This window comes from Neobacillus nitrireducens, from assembly GCF_030915405.1.
Classification (GTDB): Bacteria; Bacillota; Bacilli; order Bacillales; family Cytobacillaceae; genus Neobacillus.
The window spans coordinates 3,320,390-3,346,995 of sequence record NZ_CP133262.1; the positions used below are offsets into that span (position 1 = coordinate 3,320,390).

At 40.4% G+C, this 26,606-nt stretch carries 26 protein-coding genes and 1 pseudogene; 12 read left to right on the forward strand and 15 right to left on the reverse strand.

The genetic code is table 11. The features are described 5' to 3' along the window. Positions 1-21: 21 nt before the first annotated feature. Both RCG22_RS16080 and RCG22_RS16085 read left to right on the forward strand, forming a co-directional pair. Positions 22-642, forward strand: coding sequence for a proline-rich domain-containing protein (locus tag RCG22_RS16080; protein ID WP_308103746.1), 621 nt, complete (start codon positions 22-24; stop codon positions 640-642). A gap of 131 nt (positions 643-773) precedes the next feature. Further along, complete coding sequence (locus tag RCG22_RS16085) at positions 774-1,007, forward strand: hypothetical protein (RefSeq protein ID WP_308103747.1); 234 nt, start codon at positions 774-776, stop codon at positions 1,005-1,007. Positions 1,008-1,043: 36 nt separating this feature from the next. On the opposite strand, the gene RCG22_RS16090 is transcribed toward RCG22_RS16085, so the two are convergent. Beyond that, complete coding sequence (locus RCG22_RS16090; RefSeq protein ID WP_308103748.1) at positions 1,044-1,199, reverse strand: hypothetical protein; 156 nt, start codon at positions 1,197-1,199, stop codon at positions 1,044-1,046. Between the two features lie 78 nt (positions 1,200-1,277). Next, positions 1,278-2,672, reverse strand: a complete 1,395-nt coding sequence (locus RCG22_RS16095; RefSeq protein WP_308103749.1) for an amino acid permease — start codon at positions 2,670-2,672, stop codon at positions 1,278-1,280. Between the two features lie 209 nt (positions 2,673-2,881). Here RCG22_RS16095 and RCG22_RS16100 point away from each other — a divergent pair, with 209 nt between their 5' ends. Both RCG22_RS16100 and RCG22_RS16105 read left to right on the forward strand, forming a co-directional pair. Continuing rightward, positions 2,882-3,550 carry a DNA alkylation repair protein gene (locus tag RCG22_RS16100; RefSeq protein WP_308103750.1) on the forward strand — a complete coding sequence of 223 codons (669 nt, stop codon included), beginning with the start codon at positions 2,882-2,884 and terminating at the stop codon, positions 3,548-3,550. A 71-nt stretch (positions 3,551-3,621) separates the two neighbouring features. Then, positions 3,622-4,476 (forward strand): Cof-type HAD-IIB family hydrolase, encoded by an 855-nt coding sequence (locus RCG22_RS16105; protein WP_308103751.1) that lies wholly within the window; start codon positions 3,622-3,624, stop codon positions 4,474-4,476. A gap of 261 nt (positions 4,477-4,737) precedes the next feature. Here the strand turns inward: RCG22_RS16105 and RCG22_RS16110 are convergent, their stop codons facing one another. From RCG22_RS16110 to RCG22_RS16140, 7 genes are all read right to left on the reverse strand, one after another. After that, entirely contained in the window at positions 4,738-5,640 is a 903-nt protein-coding gene (locus RCG22_RS16110; RefSeq protein ID WP_308103752.1) for a FixH family protein, read from the reverse strand. Further along, positions 5,637-6,314: an ABC transporter ATP-binding protein gene (locus RCG22_RS16115; protein ID WP_308103753.1), complete on the reverse strand. Its 678-nt coding sequence runs from the start codon at positions 6,312-6,314 to the stop codon at positions 5,637-5,639. The genes RCG22_RS16110 and RCG22_RS16115 overlap by 4 nt, the downstream gene beginning before the upstream one ends. Continuing rightward, a complete protein-coding gene (locus RCG22_RS16120; protein WP_098260240.1) occupies positions 6,311-7,108 on the reverse strand; it encodes an ABC transporter permease in 798 nt (265 codons plus the stop codon). The genes RCG22_RS16115 and RCG22_RS16120 overlap by 4 nt, the downstream gene beginning before the upstream one ends. Further along, on the reverse strand, positions 7,072-8,412 hold the full coding sequence (gene nosD, locus RCG22_RS16125) for a nitrous oxide reductase family maturation protein NosD (protein ID WP_308103754.1): 1,341 nt from the start codon (positions 8,410-8,412) through the stop codon (positions 7,072-7,074). The genes RCG22_RS16120 and nosD overlap by 37 nt, the downstream gene beginning before the upstream one ends. Beyond that, positions 8,413-8,982, reverse strand: a complete 570-nt coding sequence (locus RCG22_RS16130; protein ID WP_308103755.1) for a hypothetical protein — start codon at positions 8,980-8,982, stop codon at positions 8,413-8,415. It abuts the gene before it with no gap. Between the two features lie 233 nt (positions 8,983-9,215). Then, a complete protein-coding gene (gene nosZ, locus RCG22_RS16135; protein ID WP_098260237.1) occupies positions 9,216-11,081 on the reverse strand; it encodes a Sec-dependent nitrous-oxide reductase in 1,866 nt (621 codons plus the stop codon). A gap of 18 nt (positions 11,082-11,099) precedes the next feature. After that, positions 11,100-11,555, reverse strand: a complete 456-nt coding sequence (locus RCG22_RS16140; protein ID WP_308103756.1) for a cytochrome C — start codon at positions 11,553-11,555, stop codon at positions 11,100-11,102. Positions 11,556-11,797: 242 nt separating this feature from the next. Here RCG22_RS16140 and RCG22_RS16145 point away from each other — a divergent pair, with 242 nt between their 5' ends. After that, positions 11,798-12,547: a Crp/Fnr family transcriptional regulator gene (locus RCG22_RS16145; RefSeq protein WP_308103757.1), complete on the forward strand. Its 750-nt coding sequence runs from the start codon at positions 11,798-11,800 to the stop codon at positions 12,545-12,547. Between the two features lie 671 nt (positions 12,548-13,218). On the opposite strand, the gene RCG22_RS16150 is transcribed toward RCG22_RS16145, so the two are convergent. The 6 genes from RCG22_RS16150 to pdxK all read right to left on the reverse strand — a co-directional run bounded on the left by RCG22_RS16150 (position 13,219) and on the right by pdxK (position 19,066). Then, positions 13,219-13,599: a DUF6262 family protein gene (locus RCG22_RS16150; protein ID WP_308103758.1), complete on the reverse strand. Its 381-nt coding sequence runs from the start codon at positions 13,597-13,599 to the stop codon at positions 13,219-13,221. Further along, complete coding sequence (locus RCG22_RS16155) at positions 13,599-15,596, reverse strand: tyrosine-type recombinase/integrase (protein WP_308103759.1); 1,998 nt, start codon at positions 15,594-15,596, stop codon at positions 13,599-13,601. The genes RCG22_RS16150 and RCG22_RS16155 overlap by 1 nt, the downstream gene beginning before the upstream one ends. Further along, positions 15,586-16,713, reverse strand: coding sequence for a tyrosine-type recombinase/integrase (locus tag RCG22_RS16160; RefSeq protein WP_308103760.1), 1,128 nt, complete (start codon positions 16,711-16,713; stop codon positions 15,586-15,588). Before RCG22_RS16160 ends, RCG22_RS16155 begins: the two co-directional genes overlap by 11 nt. A 264-nt stretch (positions 16,714-16,977) precedes the next feature. Beyond that, complete coding sequence (bshB2, locus tag RCG22_RS16165; RefSeq protein WP_308103761.1) at positions 16,978-17,649, reverse strand: bacillithiol biosynthesis deacetylase BshB2; 672 nt, start codon at positions 17,647-17,649, stop codon at positions 16,978-16,980. 28 nt (positions 17,650-17,677) lie between these two features. Continuing rightward, entirely contained in the window at positions 17,678-18,025 is a 348-nt protein-coding gene (locus tag RCG22_RS16170; protein ID WP_098260234.1) for a YojF family protein, read from the reverse strand. A gap of 198 nt (positions 18,026-18,223) precedes the next feature. Then, entirely contained in the window at positions 18,224-19,066 is an 843-nt protein-coding gene (gene pdxK / locus RCG22_RS16175) for a pyridoxine/pyridoxal/pyridoxamine kinase (protein ID WP_308103762.1), read from the reverse strand. Positions 19,067-19,580: 514 nt separating this feature from the next. Between pdxK and fdhD the strand changes: the two genes are divergently transcribed. The 7 genes and pseudogenes from fdhD to mobA all read left to right on the forward strand — a co-directional run bounded on the left by fdhD (position 19,581) and on the right by mobA (position 26,565). Further along, the gene (fdhD, locus tag RCG22_RS16180) at positions 19,581-20,357 is read left to right on the forward strand and encodes a formate dehydrogenase accessory sulfurtransferase FdhD (RefSeq protein WP_308103763.1); all 777 of its coding nucleotides are present in this window, start codon (positions 19,581-19,583) and stop codon (positions 20,355-20,357) included. Positions 20,358-20,442: 85 nt separating this feature from the next. After that, the gene (locus RCG22_RS25515; protein ID WP_489685529.1) at positions 20,443-21,018 is read left to right on the forward strand and encodes a twin-arginine translocation signal domain-containing protein; all 576 of its coding nucleotides are present in this window, start codon (positions 20,443-20,445) and stop codon (positions 21,016-21,018) included. A gap of 12 nt (positions 21,019-21,030) precedes the next feature. Further along, positions 21,031-23,433, forward strand: a pseudogene (gene fdnG, locus RCG22_RS16185) (formate dehydrogenase-N subunit alpha); the annotation flags it as partial. Beyond that, entirely contained in the window at positions 23,433-24,266 is an 834-nt protein-coding gene (locus RCG22_RS16190) for a 4Fe-4S dicluster domain-containing protein (RefSeq protein WP_308103764.1), read from the forward strand. The pseudogene fdnG and the gene RCG22_RS16190, both read left to right, overlap by 1 nt. Beyond that, positions 24,259-24,978, forward strand: coding sequence for a formate dehydrogenase subunit gamma (locus RCG22_RS16195; protein WP_308103765.1), 720 nt, complete (start codon positions 24,259-24,261; stop codon positions 24,976-24,978). The genes RCG22_RS16190 and RCG22_RS16195 overlap by 8 nt, the downstream gene beginning before the upstream one ends. A 141-nt stretch (positions 24,979-25,119) precedes the next feature. Next, on the forward strand, positions 25,120-25,929 hold the full coding sequence (locus tag RCG22_RS16200; RefSeq protein WP_308103766.1) for a formate dehydrogenase accessory protein FdhE: 810 nt from the start codon (positions 25,120-25,122) through the stop codon (positions 25,927-25,929). A 15-nt stretch (positions 25,930-25,944) separates the two neighbouring features. After that, positions 25,945-26,565, forward strand: a complete 621-nt coding sequence (gene mobA, locus RCG22_RS16205; protein WP_308103767.1) for a molybdenum cofactor guanylyltransferase — start codon at positions 25,945-25,947, stop codon at positions 26,563-26,565. The last annotated feature ends 41 nt before the right edge of the window (positions 26,566-26,606 follow it).

Below are 26,606 nucleotides of genomic sequence, written 5' to 3' on the forward strand. Positions count from 1 at the left end.
AAATAGAAGGGGACTAAATCCGTGGATAATTTAAATTACCCTCAGGGTCATGGTAGTATGCCTAATTTTTCTTTTGAAAACAATCTTCGGCAATCACCTTCGTATGAAGGGGGTCACCAACCGCCGTCACATGGAGGGGGTCACCAACCGCCGTCACATGGAGGGGGTCACCAACCGCCGTCACATGGAGGGGGTCACCAACCGCCGTCACATGGAGGGGGTCACCAACCGCCGTCACATGGAGGGGGTCACCAGCCACCGCCGCACGGAGGAGGTCACCAGCCGCCACCGTTTGGAGGAGGTCACCAGCCGCCGCCGTTCGGAGGAGGTCATCAGCCGCCGCCGCACGAAGGAGGATATCATCCACCATATGGAGGAGGCCCACATTATGGAGGTGCACCGACTGCACCGCCACCAACCTTCATCCCACATGAAACAGTTGGATTATATGCAGTAGACCCAGGCGGAATTAGACACTGTTTGTACCGCTATACCTATGTTTGGTTGAATAATGGAAGAAGCTTCTGGTATTACCCAACCTACGTTGGCAGAACATCTATCGCCGGGTATCGCTGGCGTGGATACTACTGGGATTATTACGGAATGGATTTAAACCGAATCCGTTCATTTAGCTGCCACTAATAAGAAAGGACTGTCCCTAAATGGGGCAGTTCTTTCATTTGAATGACACTTTAATAATGAAAAAAATAGCTTACAAAGAGGTCATTGGGGCAACATAAGATTAAACTTTTTAAAAAAAAGGAGCGCGAATAATGGCAAAAGATATGAACTTAGCCAATGAAACGGTTGAAGCAAACATTAAGATGAACACTCAGCTTGAAGATGGGAAGGTCCATGCATCTACAGAGAGAAGTTCTGAAGCAGAAAGCGCAAACCTCCAAATGCAGGATCAATTTAGAGGTGAGAATAAACAGCCTTCTGAAAATGTTTCGGGTGCATTTATTTATAACCCAGCAATAAAATTTAATCCTGAAAATAAAGACTAAAAAGTCGACTTTCAAATGAGAAAGTCGACTTTTTTATTATGAGTTTGGATTCGTTTTGCTACTCTGCCCCTTGTTGCGTTTATTGCCTTTACTGTTATCACCGCTGACAAACTCGGCGGCAAATTTAGCCTCGGCGTGCCCTGCCTCGGGAGAGTTTTGATTCTGGCTGCCTTTGTTGTATTTCTTCGTCAATTAAAAAACTCCTTTTCAATAAGCTAGAGTTAGTTTTGGCATCAGCGTTTTTCTTTATGTATGCAGAACATTTCCAACTTAAACCGCCTTTTTATCTTCTATTGGTTTTCCGCCCTTTACGCTCCCCTTAAGTCTAAATCCGATATAAAGGACCAAGAACCATACAGGTCCAACCACTAAAGCAACTCTCATTCCATCGATAAAGGCAATTAAGACAATGACCAATGCTAAAAAGGTAAGGGCAATATAGGAAGAGTAAGGAAAGAAGGGAAGCTTGAATTCAAGGTTTCTAATTTCCTCCTTAGATTTTGCCTTTCTAAACTTAATTTGGGTAACTAAGATAATTGTCCAGCTTGTAATAACAGCAACAGTGGCGACAGCAGAGATGTAAAGGAATACTTTTTCTGGAACAAAGTAATTTAAGATAACAGCAATTAATAGGAACGCAGATGAGAATAATATCCCCCTGCTTGGTGTACTCCATTTATTTAATTTTCCAAAGAACTTTGGTCCGTTATTTTGTAAGGATAAATTGTAAAGCATTCTTCCCGTGCTGAAGAGTCCGCTGTTAAAGGCAGATAGTGCTGCGGTTAAGACGACAAAGTTGATTAAATCAGCGGCCCCAGGAATGCCAATCTTATCGAATATCAAGACGAATGGACTTCCATTTGAGCCAATTTTATTCCATGGGTACAAAGTCATCATGATGCCAAGTGCACCAATATAAAAAATTAGTATTCGCCAAATGACACTATTAATGGCTGAAGGGATCGTCTTCTTAGGATTATGCGCTTCTCCTGCCGTAATACCAATTAATTCCACTCCTCCAAAAGAAAACATGACCATGACAAGTGAGAGGAGGAGACCCTTCATGCCATTAGGAAACATACCGCCGTGGGACCAAAGGTTGCTAAAGCCGAGAGAATCTCCGCCATTCCCAAAACCAAAAAGAATGATTCCAAGTCCAGCGATAATCATTCCAATAATGGCGATCACCTTAATCATTGCAAACCAAAATTCAAATTCACCATAAGCTCTAACATTGATGAGATTTACTCCTGTGATTACTACTAAGGCTGCAAAGGCTGAAGCCCATTGAGGAATATCAGGAAACCAGTAATTCACATAAACGCCGACAACCGTAATTTCTGCCATACCTACTATGACCCACATAAACCAGTAAGTCCAGCCTGTTAAATAGCCGGCAAAAGGGCCAAGATAACGGTTAGCATAGGAACTAAATGATCCTGAAACTGGCTCAGCAACGGCCATTTCACCAAGAGCCCTCATGATTGTAAAAATGATCAGTCCACCAAACATGTATGAAAAAATAACGGCAGGACCAGCCAATTGGATGGTTGAAGCGGAACCATAAAAAAGTCCGACACCAACCGCTCCTCCTAAAGCAATTAACTGAATGTGACGATTGCTTAAACCTCTTGATAATTCTTCCCTTTCTTGCTTCTTCCCCATTCATTACACTCCTTATTTCATTAAAAGTTCAATCTTACTATTCACTTATTATGACAGAAAAATGAGTTAATAATTTCTTAACTCAGTAATCAAACCATTAAAACCATTAATAGTCAATTCATATTTTTCTGATTACATTTACAGGAGGTAAAATGGAAAAATAGCGGAATAACTAACATTAGCCAAACTAATTGCAAGGAGTGATTCTAGTGCATTTAAAAGTAGACTTGCTGACTAAACTGTTTGAGGAACACCGCAATGAAGCAAATGCCGAATCGATGAAGAAATATATGAAAGACCATTTTCCTTTCCTGGGAATTAAGAAACCACAGCGAAGTGAGTTGGAAAAGAAATTTTTTCAAGAAACTGGGTTATTAAAAGATTCATTTAACCATGAATTCATCCAAGAACTTTGGGCAAAGGAAGAACGGGAATATCAATACACGGCCTTGGTTTATATGGAAAAATCACTGAAAAAGCTTGAGAAAGCAGATTTACCCTTTATGGAAGAGCTGATCAAAACGAAGTCATGGTGGGATACCGTCGATGCAATTGCCCCCAAGCCGGTTGGGACAATTGCTGAGAAGTTCCCCGAGGTGGTGTCAGGCACCATCGATGTCTGGGCCATCAGTGAGAATCTCTGGCTGCGCAGAGCGGCATTGCTTTTTCAATTAAAATATAAAGGGAAAACGAATGAAGAGGTGCTCTATCACTACATAAAACAAAATGCAGACAGCAAGGAATTTTTTATCCAAAAGGCGATTGGCTGGGCACTGCGGGAATTTTCAAAGACTAATCCTGCTTCTGTTAAGACGTTTATTGAGGGAACGCGGTTGGCATCATTAAGTGTTCGGGAAGGAAGTAAGTATTTAGCTTGAGCATCTGGAAGATAATGTTTTGGTAATCATGTTAAAATGGCAATAATGAAAATGGAATGAGGGTGGACAACATGATTAAATGTATCGCATCAGATATGGATGGAACATTATTGAATTCCAATCAATTAATCAGCGAGGAAAATAAGGAAGCAATCGTAAAAGCACAAGCGCAAGGAATTGAATTTGTAGTCGCAACTGGAAGGTCATATCAAGAGGCAACTTACGTCCTAGCTCAGGCTAGCTTAACCTGCCCGGTTATTTGTGCGAATGGCGCGGAGGTTCGCTCCAAGGAGGGAGAAATTCTTTCAGCAACACCCATAAGTAAACAAATGGCAAGAGAGGTAGCGGCGAGGCTGACGGAAAAGGATGTTTATTTCGAAGTTTACACCAATCAAGGGGCTTTCACGATCGATCCGGACAAGGCCGTGTCGATTCTTGTTGATATTGTTATGAGTGCTAACCCTGAAGTGGATCGTGAGGAGATTACGGAGACAGCAGGGGCAAGAATCCGTGAGGGGTTAATCCACTCTATTGAAGATTATGAACTACTTTTTGCCGATGAAGACTATCAAATATATAAATTACTGGCCTTCTCCTTTGATGCAGACAGGCTAGCTTCTGCAAACCGGTCTCTATCTGAACTAGAAGGACTTGCCGTATCAACGTCAGGCCATGATAATTTGGAAATTACTAATATACAGGCTCAAAAGGGGATTGCACTGGAGTCCTTTGTGATGTCGAGTGGGATTGATTTAGCGGAAACAATGGCAATTGGTGATAATTATAATGATGTTTCGATGCTTAAAAAGGCCGGAAGAGCGGTTGCCATGGGGAATGCTGATCATTATATTAAGTCTCTTTGCGATGTAATTACTGACACCAATGAGGAAAGCGGCGTAGCGAAGGCTATTCTTGAAGTTATTTAAGGAAAGGCAGGAAGTCCGATATTTGTGATTGAAAACTGGGATTCGCTCATTGAATGCGTGAATTCGCTCATTGGACCATGAAATTCGCTCATTAAAACCCAGAATCCGCTCATTGGACCAAAAAATCCGCTCATTGAAGGGAATACCAATAACAATTAGTAAAAAATTTAAAGAGATTGGGGCTTCCAATCTCTTTTTGTCATGCAAATGGTATTATTATTTTAATTTTCTCAGTTACTTTTTAAAAAATGCCAGTCTTTCTTACAAAATCTCAATCTTCAAGGAATTAACTTGGGAGACAAGGAGTTCTTCGTATTCTTTTTGAGCTTGGAAGTAGATTTCTTGTTCACCGGCTTTGGGGTTTTCCTTTTTAACTTTGTTGATTAAGTCCATTTGGACCTTCTGGGACATGACAATCATTTGATACTGCTGTTTTTCTGTAGCCCAGAACTTTTCTTCTCCGTATTCGTTAATCAGCTTTTTAGCGGGTTCATATTGGTTATATTGTTCACGTGCTTTGAGAAGAGCTGCATCGACCTCGGCATCCGTTGCTTTATGGCCTTTTTCACTCGCCAGTAATGCTATCGCACGGAGACGAATGATTTGCGTTAATAATTGATTTTTATCCTCGATGGTCTTTTCCTGTGACTCTAAATAGGCTAGTTCTTCCTCTAACTGTTTACCTTTGTATTTTTTCTTAGCGCCCTCACGGTTAATCTCAAGCTGTATCTTGTTAATCAGCTTATAGAAGCTGATATCCTCATCGGTAATCCATTCACCATTAATCTTGGCGACACCTTCTGGCTTGGTAACGTTCATCTCGATGACTTTCTCGGTCTTTTTCCCGTCTTTTTCTAACGTCAATGCTGCCTCATATTTGCCGCCCATCGGCAGATTTACTTTTCCAGAATAAGTGCCATTCTTTCCTTCCTCAAGCTTCACATCGTAGCTGCCATGATCCATTTTGGTCATCGACAATTCGGCCGACACATCGAGTCCTTTTACAGCCTTTTTATTTTCCGTTACTTTTATTTCAAAAGGCATGGCTGTATCCTTGACGAAATAAAGGTCTTTCGTCACCGTTACTTTATAATCAGGAGCGGAAGCGCACCCCGTAAGTAAAGCAATCAGCAAGAGTATGCCAAGTGTTAACCGTATCTTCATGAACTGATTCCTCCTAAATCATGAGTTAGTAAAAAGTCCTCTACAGTATACTTTTCCATTCTTCCATTGTCCAAATAAGCGACATGAGTACATATCTGTTTAATTTCATCGAGATGATGGGAGGACAGCAGAATGGTTTTATCATGCAGCGAACCAAGCACCTCCAAAATCTCTTTTCTGCCGAGCGGGTCGATGCCGCTCGTCGGTTCATCGAGGATGAGCAGGCTTGAATCTTGATAAAGGGTAATCGCTAAACCAAGGCGCTGCAGCATCCCTTTCGAATATTGCTTGACTTGAACGGCGCGGTCGTCCCACAAGCTAACTGAGCGAAGAACCTGCTCGATCCGTTCCAGATTAGCAGCCTTGGATACCGCTTCTGCAAAAAATGTCATATTTTCAAGTCCAGTCAGCATCGGATAAAGCATGAATTTCTCCGGCAGGTAAGCAATACTTCTTTTCCATTCCTCATTTTTCTTGTTTACAGCAATCCCGTTAATCAAAATTTCCCCTTGCTTTACAGGAAGTAATCCAAGTAAACTATTGATCAACGTTGATTTACCGGCCCCATTACGGCCGACAAGGGCACATATTTCATTTGAGTTAATGTCTAGATTGATTGAATCCAAGACGTTTTTTTTTCCAAACGACTGGTTTAAGTTTATCACTTTAATCATTCGTAGCCCTCCTTACGGTTGAAAACAATTGCTGTGAAAAATGAAACGACAAGCCAAAACAAGAGATTTCCAAGTAAAAAGAATACCGGTTTCGTCCACATAAATGCTTGTAAGAGTCTCGACATATGGCCGAAGGAATATACCCCTGTGCCCGTTTCCAGAAACATGCGAACCGCCTGAAGCGGATTTAAAAAGTAGACCGAAGAGAATAGTTTCACATTTTCATGTGTGACATCAGGCAAGAACGATAGCAAGATAAAATCATGTAAGAAGAAAAAGTAGAACCAGACAAAAATTGTGAACCCTAAAATTTGCATGCGCGAGCGGCTAAAACTGCCGATCGCCGCCCCCATTTGCAGAAAGACGAGACTCATGCAAACGATCGCTGCTATAAAGATGAAGTAACCTTTAATATCAAGTTGGAAATTAAATTTTAGTAGAAATAAATAGATGAAAAACCAAGTAATCAGCGGGACAAGGACGACGGCATAAAGCCCAAGGCTTTTTTTCATCAAAAAGCTGCCAAAATGGTCTGTCTTCGTCAGTAGCATGATCAAGGTCTTCTGTTCCTTTTCCTGAAAAATCGAGAAGGCCCCGATAAATAAACATAGAATCGGAATAAAATAGATAATCGTATCAAATAGATTGATTAAGAGCACATAAAAGCCTTTATCAAATGAAAGGACTGAGGAACGAAATAAAATCGCAATTGAAATCAGAACAATAATGCTTAAACTTAGCCAAAGTCCTTTTCCTCTTATATTTTCCTTCCATTCCTTCCAAATGTAATGCATAGTAGGTGTCTCCCTTTTATTAAAATACCCACAATTATTAAGCTGACAATAAGGAAAACTGCATTCGTATGCGTTCCTTTTGCTGTGGTTAGTGGGTGTGGGTCATGAAACATGACCGCTTCCTTTGTAAGTGCGGCGTTCATTTTTTCATAAATCTTCAGTGCTGGACTTTTTAAAAATAAATAGGATAATTCTTGATCCTCAATTAATTGATATAAAGATGAATGATAGGTTATCGGAAAATCCCCAATCTGGTCTTGGTCTAAATCGGTGATTGGGAACGCACTGCCCCAGTCATTCCCTTTGCCATTCTTGCTCCAGGAATTATTCTCATTATTGCCGCCAAGAGTTACAGCAGGAATCGTATTTTCAGAAATTTGGTTTAAGGTGAAAACTTGTTCATTGGAACTCGCCCACAGTTCGATCCCGATTTGGTTTTGAGCGATTAGGTTGTGGCAAAATTCGTTTCTTGTCGCTTGATCAATATACATCCCACGTTGGTTCATGTAAAAGGTATTATTGGCTATTAGATTGTCATTCGCTTGAAGCAGCAACAAGCCAAAGGATTGGTTGCCGTAGTTGACGATAAATTGATTATCCTCGAGCTTTAAATGGTTCGAGTTCATAATCGCGGCGCCGCCGGTGTTCATCGTAAAGGTATTTTTCTTAAAAATGTTTTCATCGGAATACATGTAATGCAGTCCATATCTTGTCTGGCTGATATTGTTTGCATAGCTGTGATTGTTGTTGGCATATTCGAAGAACATTCCGTCCCGGGTGCCTTCGATCGTGTTTTTTTCAAGCAGATTATCATTGGCATAATAAACGTGAATCCCATTTCCCTGCTCGGCAATTTTGCCTTTACCCATTCCCTTAATATTGTTAAAACGAATCTTATTTTTGTGAGCCTGGCTTAAATAAATGCCGTGAAAGGAATCGCGGATGTTAATATGTTCGACAATATTCTTGTTGGTATAAATCTTGATGGCCGCGTATTCCTCAGCAGAGTTCCGGTTCATACCACCATGTGTTACCGTTAGATGACTCAGCTTCACATGAGGGGCCTTGATAGAAATGACATTCCCGGTACCGTCCCCTTTGATCACGGTCTTTTTAGAGCCAATAATCGTCAGTGGTTTGTTGATGACAATATTGCCCTGATAGGTTTCATTTTCAAGTTGTAAGACCGCCCCCTCTTTCAGGCTGTCGATGGTTGTTTGTAAGTTTTCGGCTGCCAGCTTTTTCTCAGGACTCATCAATAGAAATAGAGAAAAAATGAAAGATAAGAGCGTAAGTTTTTTCATTTACTTTCGATCCTTCCATAAAGGAATTAAGAGCAGGATAAATGCTGCGATTACCAAATAGGTTCCCAAGCCAAGCAGGCTGTCAGTTTGAAAGTTTGCCACTGTATTATGCCCTAATATAGGCGGAACAAATGGATCCATTTTTATCGGTGCATGAGGATCTAAATTCGTGCCGAATTTTTTCAGTGCATGCATCAGGTCGAAGACACCAAGACCTCCGCCAATTACAAATAGACCGATTAAGCCGTATAAAACTGATTTTTTCCGTAAAAGAGCTGTTAATAGAGTTAATGCAGCTAAACCACCCACTAAATAGGGTAAATACGATAATTCAGGGAAGTTCTTTTCGCTGAAATTTGCCATACCGATATAGTGATTTAATCCATTAACAATATCAATTTCACCCGCAAGCTTGTTAGGATAAACAATGATATTTAAGCCTTCCGGATATTGCGGAGCCACAAAGACCATTTTCCACCACGGGAAAAAAAGTGAGATAACTATTAAAATACTTGAAGCAACTAGTATCAATGAAGAAACTACTGATAATTTTTTTGCTTGACCTTTCATGTTAAACATCGCCTTTTTTATGGGATCATCGATAAATAGAGAAGGGTATCAATCCTTAGAATTGATACCCATCGCCAACTTTTTACTGTCTAGCTTCAGCGCCTAGCGACTAGTGTACTTCGCCCTCCTCAATTCGATAAGTCAACATCGAATCGCTAACGCTCTTCGTGTTTCCTTTATCTTTTTCGAAGGGCTCCAGTCCATACGTCGCTGAACAGGCGCTTCCGCTTTTCCTATTTCTTTGGTTTTACAAGGAAGTAACCGTTCATTTCTTGGTGTAGCGCTGAACAGAAGTTTGTACAATAAAGTGGATAGGTTCCTGCTTTATTCGCAACAAATTCCATTGTGTTGGTTTGACCAGGCTGAACTTCCATGTTTAAGTTATAGCTGTTGATGGCAAATCCATGGGTAATATCTTCATCGAAATCAATATTCGTTAGATGAATGGAGACGTGATCCCCTTCATTAACTTCAATCACATCTGGACGTTTTGCTTTTGCATCAAAGATGAATTTCGAACGCATGGCAATTCCGTATACATCGACCTTGTTACCGTTGCGGACGATTTTCGTATCACTTTGCTTGTATACTGCATCCTTGTTCTTTGTATCCTTCGGATAGACATTAATAGTTTTGATCTTATCCGCTTTAATCATTTGTGCATAGTGCGGTTCAGGGTCTACTGGTGACGATTGAATGACTTTCATTTTCCCGCTGATATCAATTAATTGCATGGATTCAGGATGGGATGGTCCAACAGATAAGTAGCTGTCTTTAGCAATCTTGTTTAAAGCAATAAGCCATTTTCCATCTGGTGCAACGGTATCGCCTTCTGCGGCAACAGAGTGTCCAGGAGAATATTGAACAGGTACACGGTCTAGTGTTTCACCTGTTTTTGGATTCCATTTCACGATTTCAGAAGAAATGAACATCGTTGTATAGGCCATGCCTTTGTCATCAAATTGAGTGTGAAGCGGTCCTAAAGCATTTTCAGGGTTAACTTCTCTTTCCATGACTGATTTGTAATTAAGAATCGGAATCCCATTACGTTCTCCGGCAAAGTCTTTGTTTTTAACAGCTTCAAAGGCTTTTTCAAACGAGAAGACAGTCATTGTCGGTGCAAGTTTACCTGAAGCAATAAATTGCTTACCATCTGGTGTTACGTCAACACCATGTGGTGACTTAGCAACCGGAATTAAATAAATGCCACCCTTTTGTTTTTCAGGGTAAATCATTTTTTGACCGCCAACATTTTCGTACTTGCCTTCCTTAACCATCTTTGCAAGCTCTTTCCAGTTAAACAAAACGATGTAGTCACGGTCTGCTTGTGATGCATTGATTTCCAAGTTTGTTGTAGCTTCTTCAGTATTGTAGGTTGTCATAACAGCCCAATCAGCTGAACTCTTTTTACCAGCATCAGAAAGGTCATAGGACCATGGTGGAAGCGCCACTTGATAGGCAATACCTAGCTTTTGATTCTTTTCATTAAAGGTTACAGCCGACATAACGCCGCGGTACTGATCGCTAAAGTTGTCAAGTGATTCATATTTTTGGCCAACCGGTACAGCAAACCGAGTTGGTAAGAACATGTACTCTGTATTTTCTGTTACGAATGCTGCACAGTGCGGGCCGGCAGTGTTTGGAACTTGAATGATATCTTTTGTTGTAAATGTTTTAAGGTCGACAACAGCTGCACGGCTGTTCCCTACATCTGTAGCAAACATGTATTTACCGTCATAGTCACCCTTTGTTTCAGAGAAGGCCGGATGGTGAAGGTCTCCCCATGTATAGTCGCCCATCATTTTTTTCGAATGCTCATCGAAACCGTATCCTGTCGCAGAATCTTGAGAGAATACAGGAATCGTTCTAATTTTCCGCATCGACGGAACCCCGTAAATAAACATTTGACCAGAGTGACCGCCTGAGGCAAATAGGTAATAATCATCTTTTTGACCGAATGGAACATATACCTTTTCTGCATCACTCTTAGTGCTGGAGGCAGCTTCGGTATTCGTCTTTGCTGAGAAATCAGCAAAAGAGATGGTTGCTGCAACAAACCCTGCTAAGAGTCCCGATGCGATCGGAATCCATTTTTTCATCTAATTACACCACCTGTTTTATTTTTCAGAAGCTTGTTTAAGTAGGTCTAACACTTGTGTGCGTTCTTCATCAGTTAATGGGTTTTTGCCGATAACGCCTGACATCACGGCAGAAGTAGGCGCTTTCAGGAATTCCTCGATCGGCTTGCCATGCTTTCCTTCAACGTTAACAAACGCTTGTGAAAGATCTGGTCCTACGGCTCCACCCTTAATATTTAAGGCTTCAACACTGTGACAGCCAAGGCAGCCCTTCTTGTTTAGGATGTTGTCCTCACTAGCTGAAACGGTTGTAGCTTCCTTTGCATCCGTACCTTCTTCTTTGGCAGCAGCTGCTGTTTCTGTCTTTTCTGTTGTTGATGTTTGTGCTACTTGAGGCTGCTTACCAGAATCTCCCATGATTACATCAAATACTAAGTAGCCAAGTCCAAAGCCAAGTATTGCACAGACTACAAAACTAATAATGGCTTTATTCATCTTTTCCCCTCCTTTTTATATATAATGAACACCTTCATCCTAAACGCTGCAAAGGGGGAAAAATGTGATATACTTCACACCTTTTTGGGAGATTTTGAACGTTATGTGAAACTGATTGCGGCAATTGGCTTTATAATATTGAACATTTTGTGAATTACGTCACTACATCACTGGATTGATTACTTTACAATAGATGGTAAGTATTCAGCAAAAGGAAAATTCCAAATAGGGTGGTGAAAAGGTTGAATCAATTCGATTGTTTAAAAGAACCGAATCTAGAAGTCTATCATGGCGCAAACGCAGTCCAAACAGATTTACTGCGGAAAATTGTTATTTTTAAGGATTTATCATCCAAGTCGTTATCTATTATTGAAAAAAGGATTCAAACACTGGACCTGAAGAAGGGCGAACGGATTATTAACGAGGCAGAGGCGGCCAAAGGTGTTTATTTCATTTATTCAGGAGCGGTCAAGCTGACGAAGCAGGATGAAAATGGCAATGAAATCATCGTTTGTGTGAAGCAAAAAGGGGATGTGTTTGCAGAGGCCTGTTTGTTTACTAAGAGGACCGAATACTATCCAGCAACAGCGACGATGCTCCAGGACGGAAGGGTCCTTTTTTTAGATAAGTTGGAATTAGAGCGGGACTTATTCAACTACCCGGAGTTGTCGATGCAAATGATCAGTTATATGAGTGACACCTTACGGGAAATGACTTCACAATTACGAGACGTTGCCTTGCTTGATGTTTATGCGAAGACCGTGAAAACGTTAGAACGGCTCGGAAATAAATTTAATACGGGACTTAACCGATGGGATATTGAGATTCCTTTGACCATTCAAGAATTTGCAACCGTCGTCGGAACGACAAGAGAAAGCGTAAGCCGTGTCTTTTCTAAGTTAAAAAAGGATGGCATCATCGATATGAAATCGCGGAAGATCATCATTCGCGATTGGTGCACGCTTTGTACCTTGCTGCACAAGGAATATTAATATCATTGGAAAAAGCCCCTCGTAGCTTGTAAAGGGTTCCGTTTTGAAGTGCCTTTCTTAAAATACGTGCCGAAATGACCGTCGTATTGGCATCGTTATTGGTATATAAAAAAGTAAAATACTTCTTCTTTTATAAGATGAGTTATCCTTAATCGAGTAACCAGCAAAAGCAAAATAAGCGGAGAATTTCCGGCTAAATGCAAAATAGAGCTCATTTCGGGGAATATAAGCGGAGAATTTCCGGTTATGCAAAGTAATATCTCCCATTTTCAAATTTTTCGAGTCAATAGGCGGAATCTCTCCGCCTATTTAAGCTCTTTTTAATAATAATTTCCAATTAAGCGGACTTTTTCCGTCTATTTATCAGCTCGGGTGCTTAACCTGATCTCCAACCGATAAGTGCGGACCCTCTTGATCCTAGATGCGGGAATCAGCAGCTTTTTATCGACCAGCTTATAAAGTTCAATAAAATAGTTAAATGAAACCTTAATAAATAGAGAAAAGGACGTATGCCAATTCATACGTCAATTTTTTTGTTTATTAATAAGTAGGCACCTATCATGAAATCAAGACTAAAATAATTAAAATGTAAGGAAATAAAAGGCTCTCACGTTGTGTATATGTACACAACGTGAGAGCCTTTCTTCAAATTTTCGTAATAAAGTTGTCTCCTAAAAGTTTTCATATAGCTTACCGTTAACTCTTTTAATTTCCTCTTTTAATTGCTTGTTTTCCTTTTCTAATTCTCGAATGCGTTCGCGAAAGACTTGAATTAAGCTATCTTTATTCTCAACATTCATATTCTTCTTTATATTCTTTGGAGATGCCACTTCTCGTTGTTGCTGACGAAGGGTTTCAATCCTTTCCCTTAGTTCAGTTTGGTTGTATAAATAAGACTTAGAAACTCCTGCTGCGATTGTAACAGTATTGAAATTTATTTTTTCATTCTGCTGGATCAATTGTTTAATCGTTTGTTCAACCTTATCAACTGTTTCTTCTTTTTTCTTTTTTGCATATGCAACGACTGCCTCAGTATTTCTTTTGTGTTTCATTATTTCACCACACTATCTTTTCTTTCCTGAGCTTGTAGTAATATTCTTTTGGCACTAGAACCACGGTGAGCTTTACCCTCGGTAAGTTGATCCCTAACTCTTGTTAGATTGTTCAATTGTTCTAGCGTTTTTTCGTTGTATATTGGGTAATGCCTCGTCATTTCTATATGTTCTTCAACCTTTTTGATTTCTCTGTTAAAATCGGGAAGATTTTCGGGGGTTCTACAAAAATTAGGACATGTTAAACAAGGTGTAATTACATATGGACAACCCTCTTTTTTAGAAGCCAAACAATAGCCTAAAGGAACACGTACTGCCTCAATATTACTTTGAATATATTCCCAATGGATAAGGTCCTCATCCAAATTCATTTCTGATACTCTCGCCATACCAAGGTCAACTCGTAAGAGTGGACCCTTTTTTTCTTGTGCCTTTAACCATTCTTTTCTAAGGGTATCATCGGCAATTTTGGCATACCTCATTGTCATTTCAGGTGAAGAATGGGCAAACCATTTCATAATGTGAGTTAAATTCATTCCAAGGTTGATTAATTCTACACCTTTTGTATGCCGGAATGCATGGTTTCCAAAGTGATAGACAGTTCCGTTTTGATCTACAATGGAATATCTTTCAGCCCAACGATTTAATGCATCGCGAATACTTTGGTCAGTGAAAGGTTTTCCCTTCCGTTTTCCTTTTGTTCGAACAAATAAATACCCTTCGGGATTGTTCTTATGTGTTGTTTTGTCTTTTGTTTGCTCTATAATGACTTGTAAAACTTTAGCTAGTTCCTTATCAATAGGCACTCGGTGTTGTTTCACATCTGTTTTTGGAATATCTCCTTGTAAATAATAACCATTGTTTGTGGGTATCAAACAATTTTGGAACCGGAGGTTCAAAATATCACTTATTCTCCATCCGGTAGCTATAAGTAATATCACAATTGGTACATATTCTTTTTCATTATCCTTCATAGGTGGATTAACGTCTTCTGGATTCAGGTTTATAAGAAGCTCCAACTGATTCATGACGGTTTCAGGAATATATTTAATTTGATTTTCATTTTGCTTCGGTTGCTTCAAAAAATCCTCCCTAAAAAATAATGTGCCGATATGCTTTAACGGAGCTTCAGATCGTTCAGAACGTTGAAGATACTCTAAAAAGTATTTAACAGATGAAATCAAAAAATTCCTATAATATGGGCTATAAGAGGAGTTACTCTGATTAAAATAAATTAAATACTTTTCAATGTCTTCTCTTTTTAATTGGCTAAAATCTTTCCAATCTGGATGTTGTCCCTTAACGTAGTTTAAATAACTACTGATCCCTATAATATGACCAGCTAATTTACCCTGACTTAAATAGGTTAATGCATAAGCACAATATTCCTTTACTATTTTTCGAAATGGTGTAGGGATTTTCTCAAAAGAAAGGAGATAATGGGTTCCGTTTATTGTATACCTTGCATTCGGTATCTTTCTCAAATCCCATACATCCTTCTCAAGCTCTTCCCGTGTATCATAGAAGTGAGATAAATATTTAATAATTGAATTAAAAACTGTAATATGTGAGGAGTTATTGCCACTCTTTGTTATTATTCTGATACCTGTATTGGTCAAAAAAGTTTTGTATTTCATTAAGCCCTGATTAAAAGGTATATCTACCAAACTCTCAATCTTAGAATAATATTTCTCCAAGAAATGACTTAAGTGTACAAGTGAAAATGAATACAACACTAATGTACTAAGGGATAAACTCTCATTCACCAATTTATTAGCGAAGAAAAATTTAATTTCATGTCTAATTGAATTAGATAAGAATGTAAAATCTATTTTTGTTTTCGAGGCGGACCAAGAACTACCACCACCGTATACCTTAAAAAAGGAGTTTGTTAAATCCCATACATCATTTTCAAAATACCCACACAATTGCTCTTGAATCACTGCCGTTTTCTCGGATGTTACGCAGGGTTGATAAGCAACAGTGTTACTCTTCATTTTTCTCCTCCCTTAATTGTTTTTGCATCATAGCTTTCTCCCAATCATTCCGTATATCATCTTCAGAAGGGTGAATATACATTTGAATTGTTGTTTGCACATGGGCATGTCCTGCTCGCTTTTGAAGAGTTTCAGGACGCATTTCACCTGTTTTCCATAACTCCGTTATATTTGTATGACGTAACATATGGGGTGTCGCATCTATTCCAGTTTTTGCTTTAAGACGATTAAAAAGTGCTTGAATGCAATGATAATCGAGGGGGCTCCCTTTTTGTTCCCCGCGAAGTTTTATAAAAACAAAATTTGTATCAATCTCGTCTGTATGAATATCTATGATATAAGCCCGGTAAAGGTTAGCTAATTCATTTGATATATCAAGCGTGCGGGGGCTACATATTGTCTTAATCTCTGCACCATTAATAAGTTCTCCACGATCTCGTATTGTGATCTTTTTTGCTGCTGGAACAATATCAGAAAGGTGAAGTGATAGGGCTTCACCAATCCTAATGCCTGTCTCATAAAGAAGTGCCAATAAAAATTTATCCCTGACGTTCCGACATGCATCAACTAATTTTTGTACCTGTTCTGATGTCAAAACTTTTAACTTTTCCCTTGGTTCCTTAAGTTTCAAAATCATAATATTTTTTGATTTATTTTTAAGTGTGTGGTGGAGAAAGCCCTTGAAACTACCCCTAGAGGCGAGTATCTGACTTTTCAGACGCTCAGATAAATCCAAAGCGTAGTCTTCATGCCTCATCAAATAATCATAAAATGAGTAGACCTTGTCAAGATAGATATTAATTGTACAAGCCTTTCTCGTTTTAACATCTGTTTGTTTTATATTAATTACCTTTAAATCCCGATAGGGATTCTGAAGCCACCTAACAAACTCCGCCATATTGTCAATTCCGATATCCCTGTAATCTACCTGCTTTTGCTCCAGAAACTCAAAAAATAATTTCAATGCAAAGCAATAAGAACGGAGTGTATTTCTGGAAGATCCAGTGTTGTCCATATACTTGAGGAATTTTACTACTGGTTTTACAAATTCCCCATGGTTATCTTGAAGTAAATATCTCTTTCTATTACCTGAGACAATGATCTCTTGGACTTTCATAACCAACCATCCTCTTTTACTTATTTAATGGGGAATTTACTCCATTAGTAAATTTCAATCATATTGGACTTATCCTAATTTCAACAAAACAGAATGTACCTTCGTAGTATACTTTGACTACTATAATTATGAAATAGGGTTTTACTGTCAATAAAGTACAATAAAAAGGGATAAACCCCACGTAGAATACGTTAAGGTCTATCCCTAATTATAGTTGTGTTTTGTAAATGGAACCCTTTCCGTAACTTGAAGGGCTTTCTGAGTTTACTTATCAAATGTATACGTCCAAAACCGTTCGTTGTTGATCCACTTCATCACTTGCGGATCTTGTTCTTTCAACTTCTCCTCCATGCCAATAAACATTTGCTCTGTTTGCGACCTGTGAGCTTGGATGGCAGCAAGCTTTATTTCTGTAACGGGGCTAATATCATTGAGGATATCCGGTTCCCCAATCTCATCTACACAATTATTTGAGAAGGCGACACAGTGTAAGGTTGGCCGCACGTCCGCAGGCATTTTCTCAACCGCCCGCACGACCGCCGCACCGGTGGCGTCATGGTCAGGGTGGACGGAATACCCGGGATAAAACGTGATAATAAGTGAAGGGTTAACTTCCTTAATCACTTCTAACATCTTGTTGGCGAGCTTCTCTTCATCTTCAAATTCGATTGTTTTATCACGGTATCCCAGCATGCGCAGATCTTGAATGCCCAACACCCGTGCTGCTTCCTTCAATTCTTCTTTCCTGATTTTCGGCAGGTTCTCGCGATTGGTAAACGGGGGATTCCCCATGTTGCGTCCCATTTCACCTAGAGTTAAACAGGCATAGGTGACAGGGGTGCCGTTCTTAACATGGGTTGCAATCGTCCCGGACACACCAAATGCCTCATCATCTGGGTGAGGAAAAACGACCAAAACGCTTTGTTCTTTTTCCATAAATCATTCTCCTTCCGGCCTTGCCGTATTATTCAAAAGGGGTGCTGGAAATTTCCAAGGCAACCGCTAGTTTTCCGGCATTATCGTGACCGGCTAAGAGCAGGTGATTGTCTTCATCTATTTCGTAATGGGTAATTCCTTCTGCATAAATCCAGCCAAGGTTGATCTTCAAACCAACCCTAAACGGGCCATTCCCGGTTATTTTGCCTAATTCATAACGAACAAGCGCATTGCGGATGAATGCTCCGGCTGAAAAAAATGATTGATCATTATGTGATGCATAGGCACCGTTTGTTGTTTCAAGGTGGATGTAAACATCCTTATTGGCAAAGCTGTTAATCGCAGCCTGTGCGCCTTTCACATCAATAGGTTCCAAAGTGCAACCTCCTTTCCCTCCATAATTAGAATGATTAGGTCTAATGTCTATTTTAATTAATAATGTAACTATCATACTAAAATTAGGTAAAAAATGCGAAATGAATGCTCGCTGGTGCCTGACACCATGAAAATGACAATATGAAAAGGACAGCATGAAGAAAGAGCCGATCCAGGGACCGGCTCTTTCTTCTATAGTTTATTCCACACAATCCTCGCAGTACTCAGTTTTAGATAGGCCGCTGCGGTAAGCACCATGCCAGGTTGGACCGACATATTCGTTTAGGCGGAAGCCTTGCCTGATGGCCGCTGTAATAAACTCTTTGGCAACATCAACCGCATCATAAACGGATTTTCCTTTTGCTAATTCAGCGGTTATCGCTGAAGAGTAGGTACAGCCTGCACCGTGCGTGTAGGTGGTTTCAAATTTTTCTGACTCGTACAGCATAAAGTCCTTTCCATCATAAAGAAGGTCGACTGCTTTTTCTTCGGATTGAAGCTTGCCGCCGCCTTTAATCAACACAAATTTTGCTCCCTGCGCATGGATTTTCTCCGCGGCTTCCTTCATTTCCGCAACCGTACGTGGCGTCTTCATGCCTGCCAGCTGTCCTGCTTCAAACAGATTAGGTGTAACCACTAAAGCACGCGGCAACAGAAACTCACGCATGGCATCGGTTGTTTCCGGATTTAGGACCTCATCTTCCCCTTTACAAACCATAACCGGGTCAATGACGACACGCTCGAGTTTATTTTCATCGATTTTCCGTGCGGCTAATTCAATGATTTCAACCGTACCAAGCATGCCTGTTTTCATTGCATCAATACCAACCGAAAGAACGGTTTCAAGTTGTGTTTCAAGGGTATCCACTGCGATTGGAAAAACGCTATGGTGCCAACCGTTTTTCGGGTCCATCGTAACGATGGATGTTAATGCTGTCATTCCGTAGACACCAAGCTCCTGAAATGTTTTTAAATCTGCTTGAATTCCAGCCCCGCCGCTTGTATCAGAGCCGGCAATCGTCATTACTTTTTTAATCGACATATGTCTTCCTCCTTAGTAACTAAAACCTCTTACTTATTATAGAACATTTTTATAAAATTAGCAGAAATCTAGGAGGACATGACCCTGAAAATTGAATTTTTGAAGCAATAGTTGACAGGAAAATGACAAATACCTTTTTTGTACTATTAACAAGCCTTTATAGTGATAAATATTACTTTCGAAAAAAATAACCGGCAGTAAGATATTTACAATAGGAAGTGCATTTAATCGACTTTGGCGATGGAAACGCTTTCAAACAGAAGGTAAATCACATAGCGAACGTGACTAAATAACCAGTTCATAAAATTGTCGAAAGAATGACACAAACATGAAATAGAATGGACAAAGTCCTGACATCTATGTGCAGAGAATTGTAATAGATGTAAAAAGAAACAGTCATTCCTTTTTATAAGGATAATCGCTAATTTCGCAAGTGACAAATGTCGCTGAGTTTACTAGGTAAAAATTCTTACAATGATTAAATGTTGAAGTTTCCTAAAGAGGAGGGAAAACAATGCACAGTAAAGGTTGTCCCGATGAATATCCTATTTCCTTACTTATTAACGGCTATGAAATTGCCGTTTTTCAACTGACAAAGCACAACTTAGACGATTGGACCTATGGATATTTGTTTTCTGAAGGATTTATTCAATCCTCAAATGATATTGAGTCAATTGTGATCAATGAAGAACTAAGTACAATCAACGTTTCGCTCCGCTCTGAATTTGACGAGGAGCAATTCTTTTCGAAAAAGAAGCATTACACCGCAGGCTGTGGCCGTGGCGTAACTTTCTTTTCGATGACAGATGTGAAGGCGTTTGAAAGAGTAACATCTGAAAAAAACTATCAATTGAGTTATCTATTAAAAAAGAGAAGTGAATTCGCCCAGAATTCAGAACTTTATCTTGAAACCGGTGGTATGCATGGTGCCTGTATTGTTGATGAGGATGGCAATATTACCATCCGTGAAGATATTGGCAGACATAATGCCGTAGATAAAATAATTGGTTACGCTATCAAAAATCACCTGCAGCCCGATCGGTTAATTTTACTAACAACTGGCAGGGTTTCATATGAAATGCTCTCTAAAGCAGCAAAATTTGGCTTTCCTGTGATAGGTTCACGTACGGCGGCTACTAAGCAGGCAGTACAGCTGGCGAAATATTTAAACATTGAAGTAATAGGCTATTTAAGAGGGAAAATGGCAACGATTTATACTTCAGCTGGCAGAGTCGAAAACGATGTAACCGGGGAGTCCAGTTTCCAGAGAATCATTGAAGGGGGGAATTAGCAACACCATTCAATGGCCAGTAAGAAAGATGCAATAGAGAGAAATATAGGGATATTCTAAATTAGTTTATGGGAAGGAGAATGAGATGATGGTTGAATTGAACCTGAATCGTCGGCAATTTTTAAAGCTGTCAGGTGCTACCGCTGCTACCTTGGCCGTTGTTGAGCTCGGCTTTAATGAGAAAAAGGCCTATGCGAACGCAAAGAATTTTAAAATTGCCAAAGCTACTGTAACACCAACTGTTTGCTGCTTTTGCGGTGTAGGATGTGGGATCCTTGTGCACACCAAAAACAACACTGTGGTTTATACGGAAGGGGATCCGGATAATCCGATTAACGAGGGTAAGCTATGCAGTAAAGGTACAACATTAAGACAGCTTTACACATCTGAAAAACGTATGACCAAACCGCTTTACCGTGCTCCTGGCAGCACGAAGTGGGAGGAAAAAGAGTGGGAATGGATGCTTGACACGATTGCCAAGCGGACAAAAGATACAAGAGATGCTTCATTTGTTGTAAAAGAAAACGGACTGACCGTAAACAAGACTGAAAAAATTGCCAGCCTTGGCGGCGCGGCACTTGATAATGAAGAAACCTATTTAGTGTCAAAATTAATGAGAGGGCTTGGTGTCACCTACTTAGAGCACCAGGCACGAATATGACATAGTTCGACGGTTGCCGGTCTGGCACCTTCATTTGGTCGTGGCGCAATGACAAACCATTGGAACGACTTACAACATACGGATTGTGCACTTATTATGGGCGCGAATCCTGCGGAAAATCATCCAATCAGCTTTAGATGGTTGACAAAAGCGAAAGAAAACGGCGGGAAAATCATCAGTGTTGACCCAAGGTATACACGTACCTCTGCGGTATCTGATATTTATGCACCGCTGCGTTCTGGAACAGATATTGCCTTCATGGGCGGTATGATTAAATATGCAATCGATAACAATCTTTTACACAAAGATTATGTTATTAACTATACAAATGCCTCCTTTATTGTGGCAGACGGATTTGATTTTAATGATGGCCTTTTCTCAGGCTATGACGAAGCAACGCGTACCTATGACAATACCAAATGGACAATTGCAGTAAATGAAGATGGAACTCCGAAAAAAGATCCAACCTTACAGAATCCGCGGAGTGTCTTCCAATTAATGAAGAAGCACTATTCTCGTTATGATGTGGATACAGTATCGGGAGTGACTGGTACACCTAAAAAGGATTTATTAAAGGTGTATGAGGCTTTCTGTGTAACAAGTAAAGTGGGCAAAGCAGGAACGATTCTTTACGCAATGGGTACAACCCAGCATACAGTTGGTTCACAAAACGTTCGTGCTTTCGCAATCATTCAGATGCTTTTAGGAAACATTGGCTTACCAGGCGGTGGAATCAACGCGATGCGCGGTGAATCAAACGTTCAAGGTTCGACAGACTTCGGCTTATTATGGGATAACCTCACAGGATACCTTGGGGCTCCTAAAGCAACCGTCCCTGAGCATGCGACACTAGCAACCTATTTGGCAAAAGAAACACCTCCAACCGGTTTCTGGAGTAACAAACCAAAATTCGTGGTCAGCTTATTAAAAGCTTGGTACGGCGATAATGCTACCAAGAATAACGAGTTCGGTTATCACTACTTACCAAAGGGCAACAAAAACTACTCACATATTAACTTATTTAAAGCAATGTATAACAATGAATTAGATGGTGCTTTCCTTTGGGGAACAAACCCGGTAGTTGGCGGACCTAATGCTGGTAAGGAGAAAGATGCACTTGGCAATCTAAAATGGCTCGTTGCTGTTGACCTTTGGGAAACAGAAACAGCAGCCTTCTGGAAAAAAGAAGCAGGCAGTGACCCATCAAAGATTAATACAGAGGTATTCCTGCTACCGGCATCGGCTTCTTTTGAAAAAGAAGGAAGTATTTCCAACAGCTCGCGTTGGATGCAATATCGTTGGAAAGCCATTGACTCACGGGGAGAAGCACGACCAGACCTTGATATTATCCATGAACTGGCACTAAAACTGAAAAAGCTATATGCTAACAGTCCCAAACCTGCGGATCAACCTTTCTTAGCACTTGATTGGAACTATGGTAATGGCGAAGCACCAGATCTTGATGCAATTGCAAAAGAAATCAACGGATATGACTTAAAAACTGGGAAACTCTTACCAGGCATCGCTGCCCTATTAGATGATGGAACCACTTCAAGCGGAAACTGGATTTATTCCGGCTTCTATCCTGAAGAAGGAAAAAATCTATCGAAGCGCCGTGATAACAAAGATACAGGTAATGCCAACTTCCTTAACTGGTCATTTGCTTGGCCGGCAAACCGTCGTATTCTTTACAACCGCGCTTCTGCTGATCCAAGCGGTAAGCCATGGAGCAAGGAAAAGGCTGTTATTTGGTGGGATGCTGCGGCGAAGTCATGGGTAGGTAACGATGTTCCAGACTTTAAAGCGATTCTTTCACCAAGTGAACCAGGCGGTACGGGTGCCTTCATGATGAATAAAGATGGCGTAGGATTATTGTTTGCCCCTACGATGAAGGATGGTCCATTCCCTGAACACTATGAACCATTTGAAAGTCCAGCTAAAAATGCGTTCTCATCGGTCGAATTGAATCCTGCAGTTGTCATTAATGATGGTGACTTTAATAAAAAAGGCTACAAGGTCGATTATCCAATTGTCGCAACTACTTACCGTGTAGAAGCACATTGGCAATCAGGTTCAATGACTCGTAACCAAGAGTGGCTTTCTGAGATTGCTAGATATATGTTTGTAGAAATAAGTGAAGAACTGGCAAAAGAAAAAGGAATTAATAATAAAGATAAAATCATTGTTGAATCGGCACGCGGCAAAATCACAGCCTATGCGATGGTAACAAAACGCTATAAACCATTTAATGTTAATGGCAAAAAGGTGCATCAAGTAGGGATGCCTTGGAATTTTGGATTTAAAGGATATGCAACAGGAGATTCTGCTAACCGCCTGACTCCACATATTGGGGATGCCAACACAATGATTCCGGAATATAAAGCATTCCTTTGCGACATAAGGAGGGCTGACTAATGGCTGAATTTGTAAAATATGTTGACGTGACCAAATGTGATGGCTGTAAGGCTTGTATGGTTGCTTGTAAAAACTGGAATGACCTTCCTGCCGAAGTAACCGAATTCCAAGGAAGTGTTCAGTCACATCCTAAAACAAGCGCAGATACATGGAATGTGCTTCAGTATATTGAACACGAAAATGGCAAAGGTGATTTAGAATATCTTTTCCGCCACACTTCTTGTATGCATTGTAAGGAAGCGGCATGTGAAAAGGTTTGCCCGGAAAATGCAATCAGTTATTCTAAATTTGGCTCGGTTGTCATTGATCATGATAAGTGCGTAGGCTGCGGCTATTGCGTGGAAAACTGTCCATTCGAAGTCATTTCCTTAAAGACGTACAAAGATAAAAATGGCAAGGAATATAAAAAGTCACAAAAGTGCACGATGTGTACAGACCGTCTCGAAGAGGGCTTACAGCCTGCCTGCGTGACTACTTGTCACACGGATGCGATGCAGTTTGGTAAAAAAGATGAAATGCTGGCAAAGGCGCATAAACGTTTAGCTCAAATTAAAGACCGTTTCCCGAATGCCAATATTTATAATCCGCAAGGGGTTGGCGGTACGCACACAATTTATGTGTTAGCTGAAAAACCAAGTGTATATGGCCTTCCTGAAAGCCCTAAGATTCCAACCTCTGCAGTTGTGTGGAAAGACTATGCACAGCCAATCGGTAAAGCCATGATCGGGGCAACCACGATGGCGGTTGTCGGTGCCTTTATCACCAACAGTATTATGAGTAAGAGAAGTAAAGAAGATAATCATGACGAAGATGGAGGTGGCAGCCATGAGTAATTACCAGAAGCATCCGAAAGCAAATGAGCAAATTAGACGTTTTCCGAAGGCTTTTGTTTGGGCACATGCAATCAATGGCTTGGCATTCTTTGCCCTCTATATCACGGCTCTGCCAATGTATACCGAATTCTTTGACTGGCTTTATCCCGTTTTGGGCGGACCGGCAAATGCAAGGCTTTTACACAGAATTTTTGCGGTAGTGTTTATAGCACCTACCTTCATCTTACTGATTTTTAGCCCGAAGTTTTTTATGCATTGGATGAAAGAGTTAATCACATGGAAAAAGCGTGATCTTCAATTTTTCACTGAATTTGTTAAAGAATTATTTGGCTTTAACTTCAAGCATATTCGCCAAAGTTTCTTTAACGCAGGGGAAAAAATCAACTCAGTAATCCAGATTTTATGTGCGATTCTGATTATTGCATCAGGATTCACGATGTGGTTTCCTGACTTCTTTCCAAGAGCACTTGTCCAATGGGGATACGTTCTTCATAACATCGGTTTCGGACTAGGAATTGCGGTTATCGTTGGTCACGTCTATCTATCTGTTGTTCATAGGCATTCCAGACCAGGATATTCTGGTGTTGTTACCGGAAAAGTACCTGCCTGGTGGGCAAAAGGCCACTATCCGGACTGGTATGATGAAGAAGCCAAAAAGGGCAACTTCCCTAACTTGGATGATCCAAAGCATAAGAAGAACAAAGGCGCGTAGAAAGAAATGCGGAAGCGCCCGTTTAGCGAAGTATACTAGGCGTTGGGCGCCGGAGCTTGACACAAGGAAAATGATAAAAAAGGGATGGCTGTCACTCTAAAGGCAGCCATTTCTTTACTACATGAAAGAGGTGCAGAACATATGATAAAGTCGGTGGTTTCAAAAGAATATCAGGAACTTCAAAAAGAAATAGTTTTACTTCAAGATAAATGGAAGCAACAGATCAATCCCGAAACGATTAGGCCAAACCTTGACAAAGCTGCGATGGAAGCTGGTGTGCCTGCTGCTGCATTATCGGCTATTGACTTTGAAATTCCCCTATATTTACAGTGGATAGAGGAAATAATTACCTTATTAGTCATGAAAAATCCTGAGCTTGAATCAAAGCTTACAGGCATTAACAGTCTGCTAACGGAAGAAACGGCTATCCGATGGATCGAAGAGGCTTTTTCATCCAACCATGTTTACTTTGTTAAGTTTGCAGAAGAAAACGGACTTGAAGAATGGATTCCGCAATTCTTGGCTGAAACCGTTCTCCGTCCTTATTTACAATTAACTGCAGAAAAGGTCCAAGACGAGATCACTCACGCCATCCCGGGCGCAGGCTGCCCCGTTTGTGGTGAACCAGTCCGCTTAGCTTCATTGAATGATGATGGAAAGAAGGTAATCCATTGCCCGCGCTGCCTTGCACACTGGAATGCTAAACGCCTAGAATGCGCACACTGTGGCAATGAGGACCATAAAACCACCGAGTTTATTACCATTGAAGGGGATGCTGTTTCTCAAATTCAAGTTTGCGAAGAGTGTAACGGCTATATTAAAATTATTGATACTAGACAATATATTGAAAAACCGTCTGCAGCCTTACTGGATTTAAACTCGATTCATTTGGATTTTGTTGCTCAGGAAAATGGCTATAACGCGGTAGGTATGAAAAAAGAAACACATTAAGAAGGTGCTGAAAACATGAAGGCTGCGGCTATTATTTTATCAGGCGGGAAATCAAGCAGGATGGGCACCAATAAAGCCCTTCTAAAAATAAATGAGAAAACCAACATCGAGAGAATTGTAGATACGCTAAAGTTGTCCTTTAATGATATAATTCTTGTAACCAATCATCCTGAACAGTATCCATTTTTAGGAGTGAAGATGGTCCCGGATCTTTATCCCGGTCAAGGACCGCTTGCAGGGGTTCATGCCGGCTTGCTGTCATCCAAGTATGATAAAAATTTTATTGTCGCTTGTGATATGCCGTTTGTTTCAGTCGAACTAGCCGAGGTGCTTGTCCAAAAATGCGGCGACTGTGATGCAGTCATCCCTGTCATTCATGGAGTTCAGCACCCTTTATTTGCTGTCTTTGATAAGAGAGTGACGGATGAGGTCGCAAATAGTATTAAAGCGGGACGACTTCGTATGAAACATCTGCTCGATCATATAAACGTCCGTTATATAACGGAAAAGGACCTGCAGGAATACAGCAGTTTGGACTTAGAACGTGTCTTTTTTAATATGAATCGCCCAAACGAGTATGAAGACGCCAAAAGGTGGGCTGAAGCAGACGATTTTTCCAGCATTAACGGGCAGTAACAAGGAAGTACAGGCAAGGGGATAACTGCCCATAAAAGCTC

Bases quoted from the DNA above. Each gene is read 5' to 3' on its own strand.
- RCG22_RS16160 (WP_308103760.1), bottom strand. From the start codon at position 16,713: ATGAAAGTCCAAGAGATCATTGTCTCAGGTAATAGAAAGAGATATTTA.
- RCG22_RS16085 (WP_308103747.1), top strand. From the start codon at position 774: ATGGCAAAAGATATGAACTTAGCCAATGAAACGGTTGAAGCAAACATT.
- RCG22_RS16155 (WP_308103759.1), bottom strand. From the start codon at position 15,596: ATGAAGAGTAACACTGTTGCTTATCAACCCTGCGTAACATCCGAGAAA.
- RCG22_RS16200 (WP_308103766.1), top strand. From the start codon at position 25,120: ATGATAAAGTCGGTGGTTTCAAAAGAATATCAGGAACTTCAAAAAGAA.
- RCG22_RS25515 (WP_489685529.1), top strand. From the start codon at position 20,443: ATGATGGTTGAATTGAACCTGAATCGTCGGCAATTTTTAAAGCTGTCA.
- nosD (WP_308103754.1), bottom strand. From the start codon at position 8,412: ATGAAAAAACTTACGCTCTTATCTTTCATTTTTTCTCTATTTCTATTG.
- nosZ (WP_098260237.1), bottom strand. From the start codon at position 11,081: ATGAAAAAATGGATTCCGATCGCATCGGGACTCTTAGCAGGGTTTGTT.
- RCG22_RS16115 (WP_308103753.1), bottom strand. From the start codon at position 6,314: ATGATTAAAGTGATAAACTTAAACCAGTCGTTTGGAAAAAAAAACGTC.
- fdhD (WP_308103763.1), top strand. From the start codon at position 19,581: ATGCACAGTAAAGGTTGTCCCGATGAATATCCTATTTCCTTACTTATT.
- RCG22_RS16110 (WP_308103752.1), bottom strand. From the start codon at position 5,640: ATGAAGATACGGTTAACACTTGGCATACTCTTGCTGATTGCTTTACTT.
- mobA (WP_308103767.1), top strand. From the start codon at position 25,945: ATGAAGGCTGCGGCTATTATTTTATCAGGCGGGAAATCAAGCAGGATG.
- RCG22_RS16095 (WP_308103749.1), bottom strand. From the start codon at position 2,672: ATGGGGAAGAAGCAAGAAAGGGAAGAATTATCAAGAGGTTTAAGCAAT.
- bshB2 (WP_308103761.1), bottom strand. From the start codon at position 17,649: ATGGAAAAAGAACAAAGCGTTTTGGTCGTTTTTCCTCACCCAGATGAT.
- RCG22_RS16140 (WP_308103756.1), bottom strand. From the start codon at position 11,555: ATGAATAAAGCCATTATTAGTTTTGTAGTCTGTGCAATACTTGGCTTT.
- RCG22_RS16190 (WP_308103764.1), top strand. From the start codon at position 23,433: ATGGCTGAATTTGTAAAATATGTTGACGTGACCAAATGTGATGGCTGT.
- RCG22_RS16120 (WP_098260240.1), bottom strand. From the start codon at position 7,108: ATGCATTACATTTGGAAGGAATGGAAGGAAAATATAAGAGGAAAAGGA.
- RCG22_RS16105 (WP_308103751.1), top strand. From the start codon at position 3,622: ATGATTAAATGTATCGCATCAGATATGGATGGAACATTATTGAATTCC.
- pdxK (WP_308103762.1), bottom strand. From the start codon at position 19,066: ATGTCGATTAAAAAAGTAATGACGATTGCCGGCTCTGATACAAGCGGC.
- RCG22_RS16150 (WP_308103758.1), bottom strand. From the start codon at position 13,599: ATGAAACACAAAAGAAATACTGAGGCAGTCGTTGCATATGCAAAAAAG.
- RCG22_RS16130 (WP_308103755.1), bottom strand. From the start codon at position 8,982: ATGAAAGGTCAAGCAAAAAAATTATCAGTAGTTTCTTCATTGATACTA.
- RCG22_RS16195 (WP_308103765.1), top strand. From the start codon at position 24,259: ATGAGTAATTACCAGAAGCATCCGAAAGCAAATGAGCAAATTAGACGT.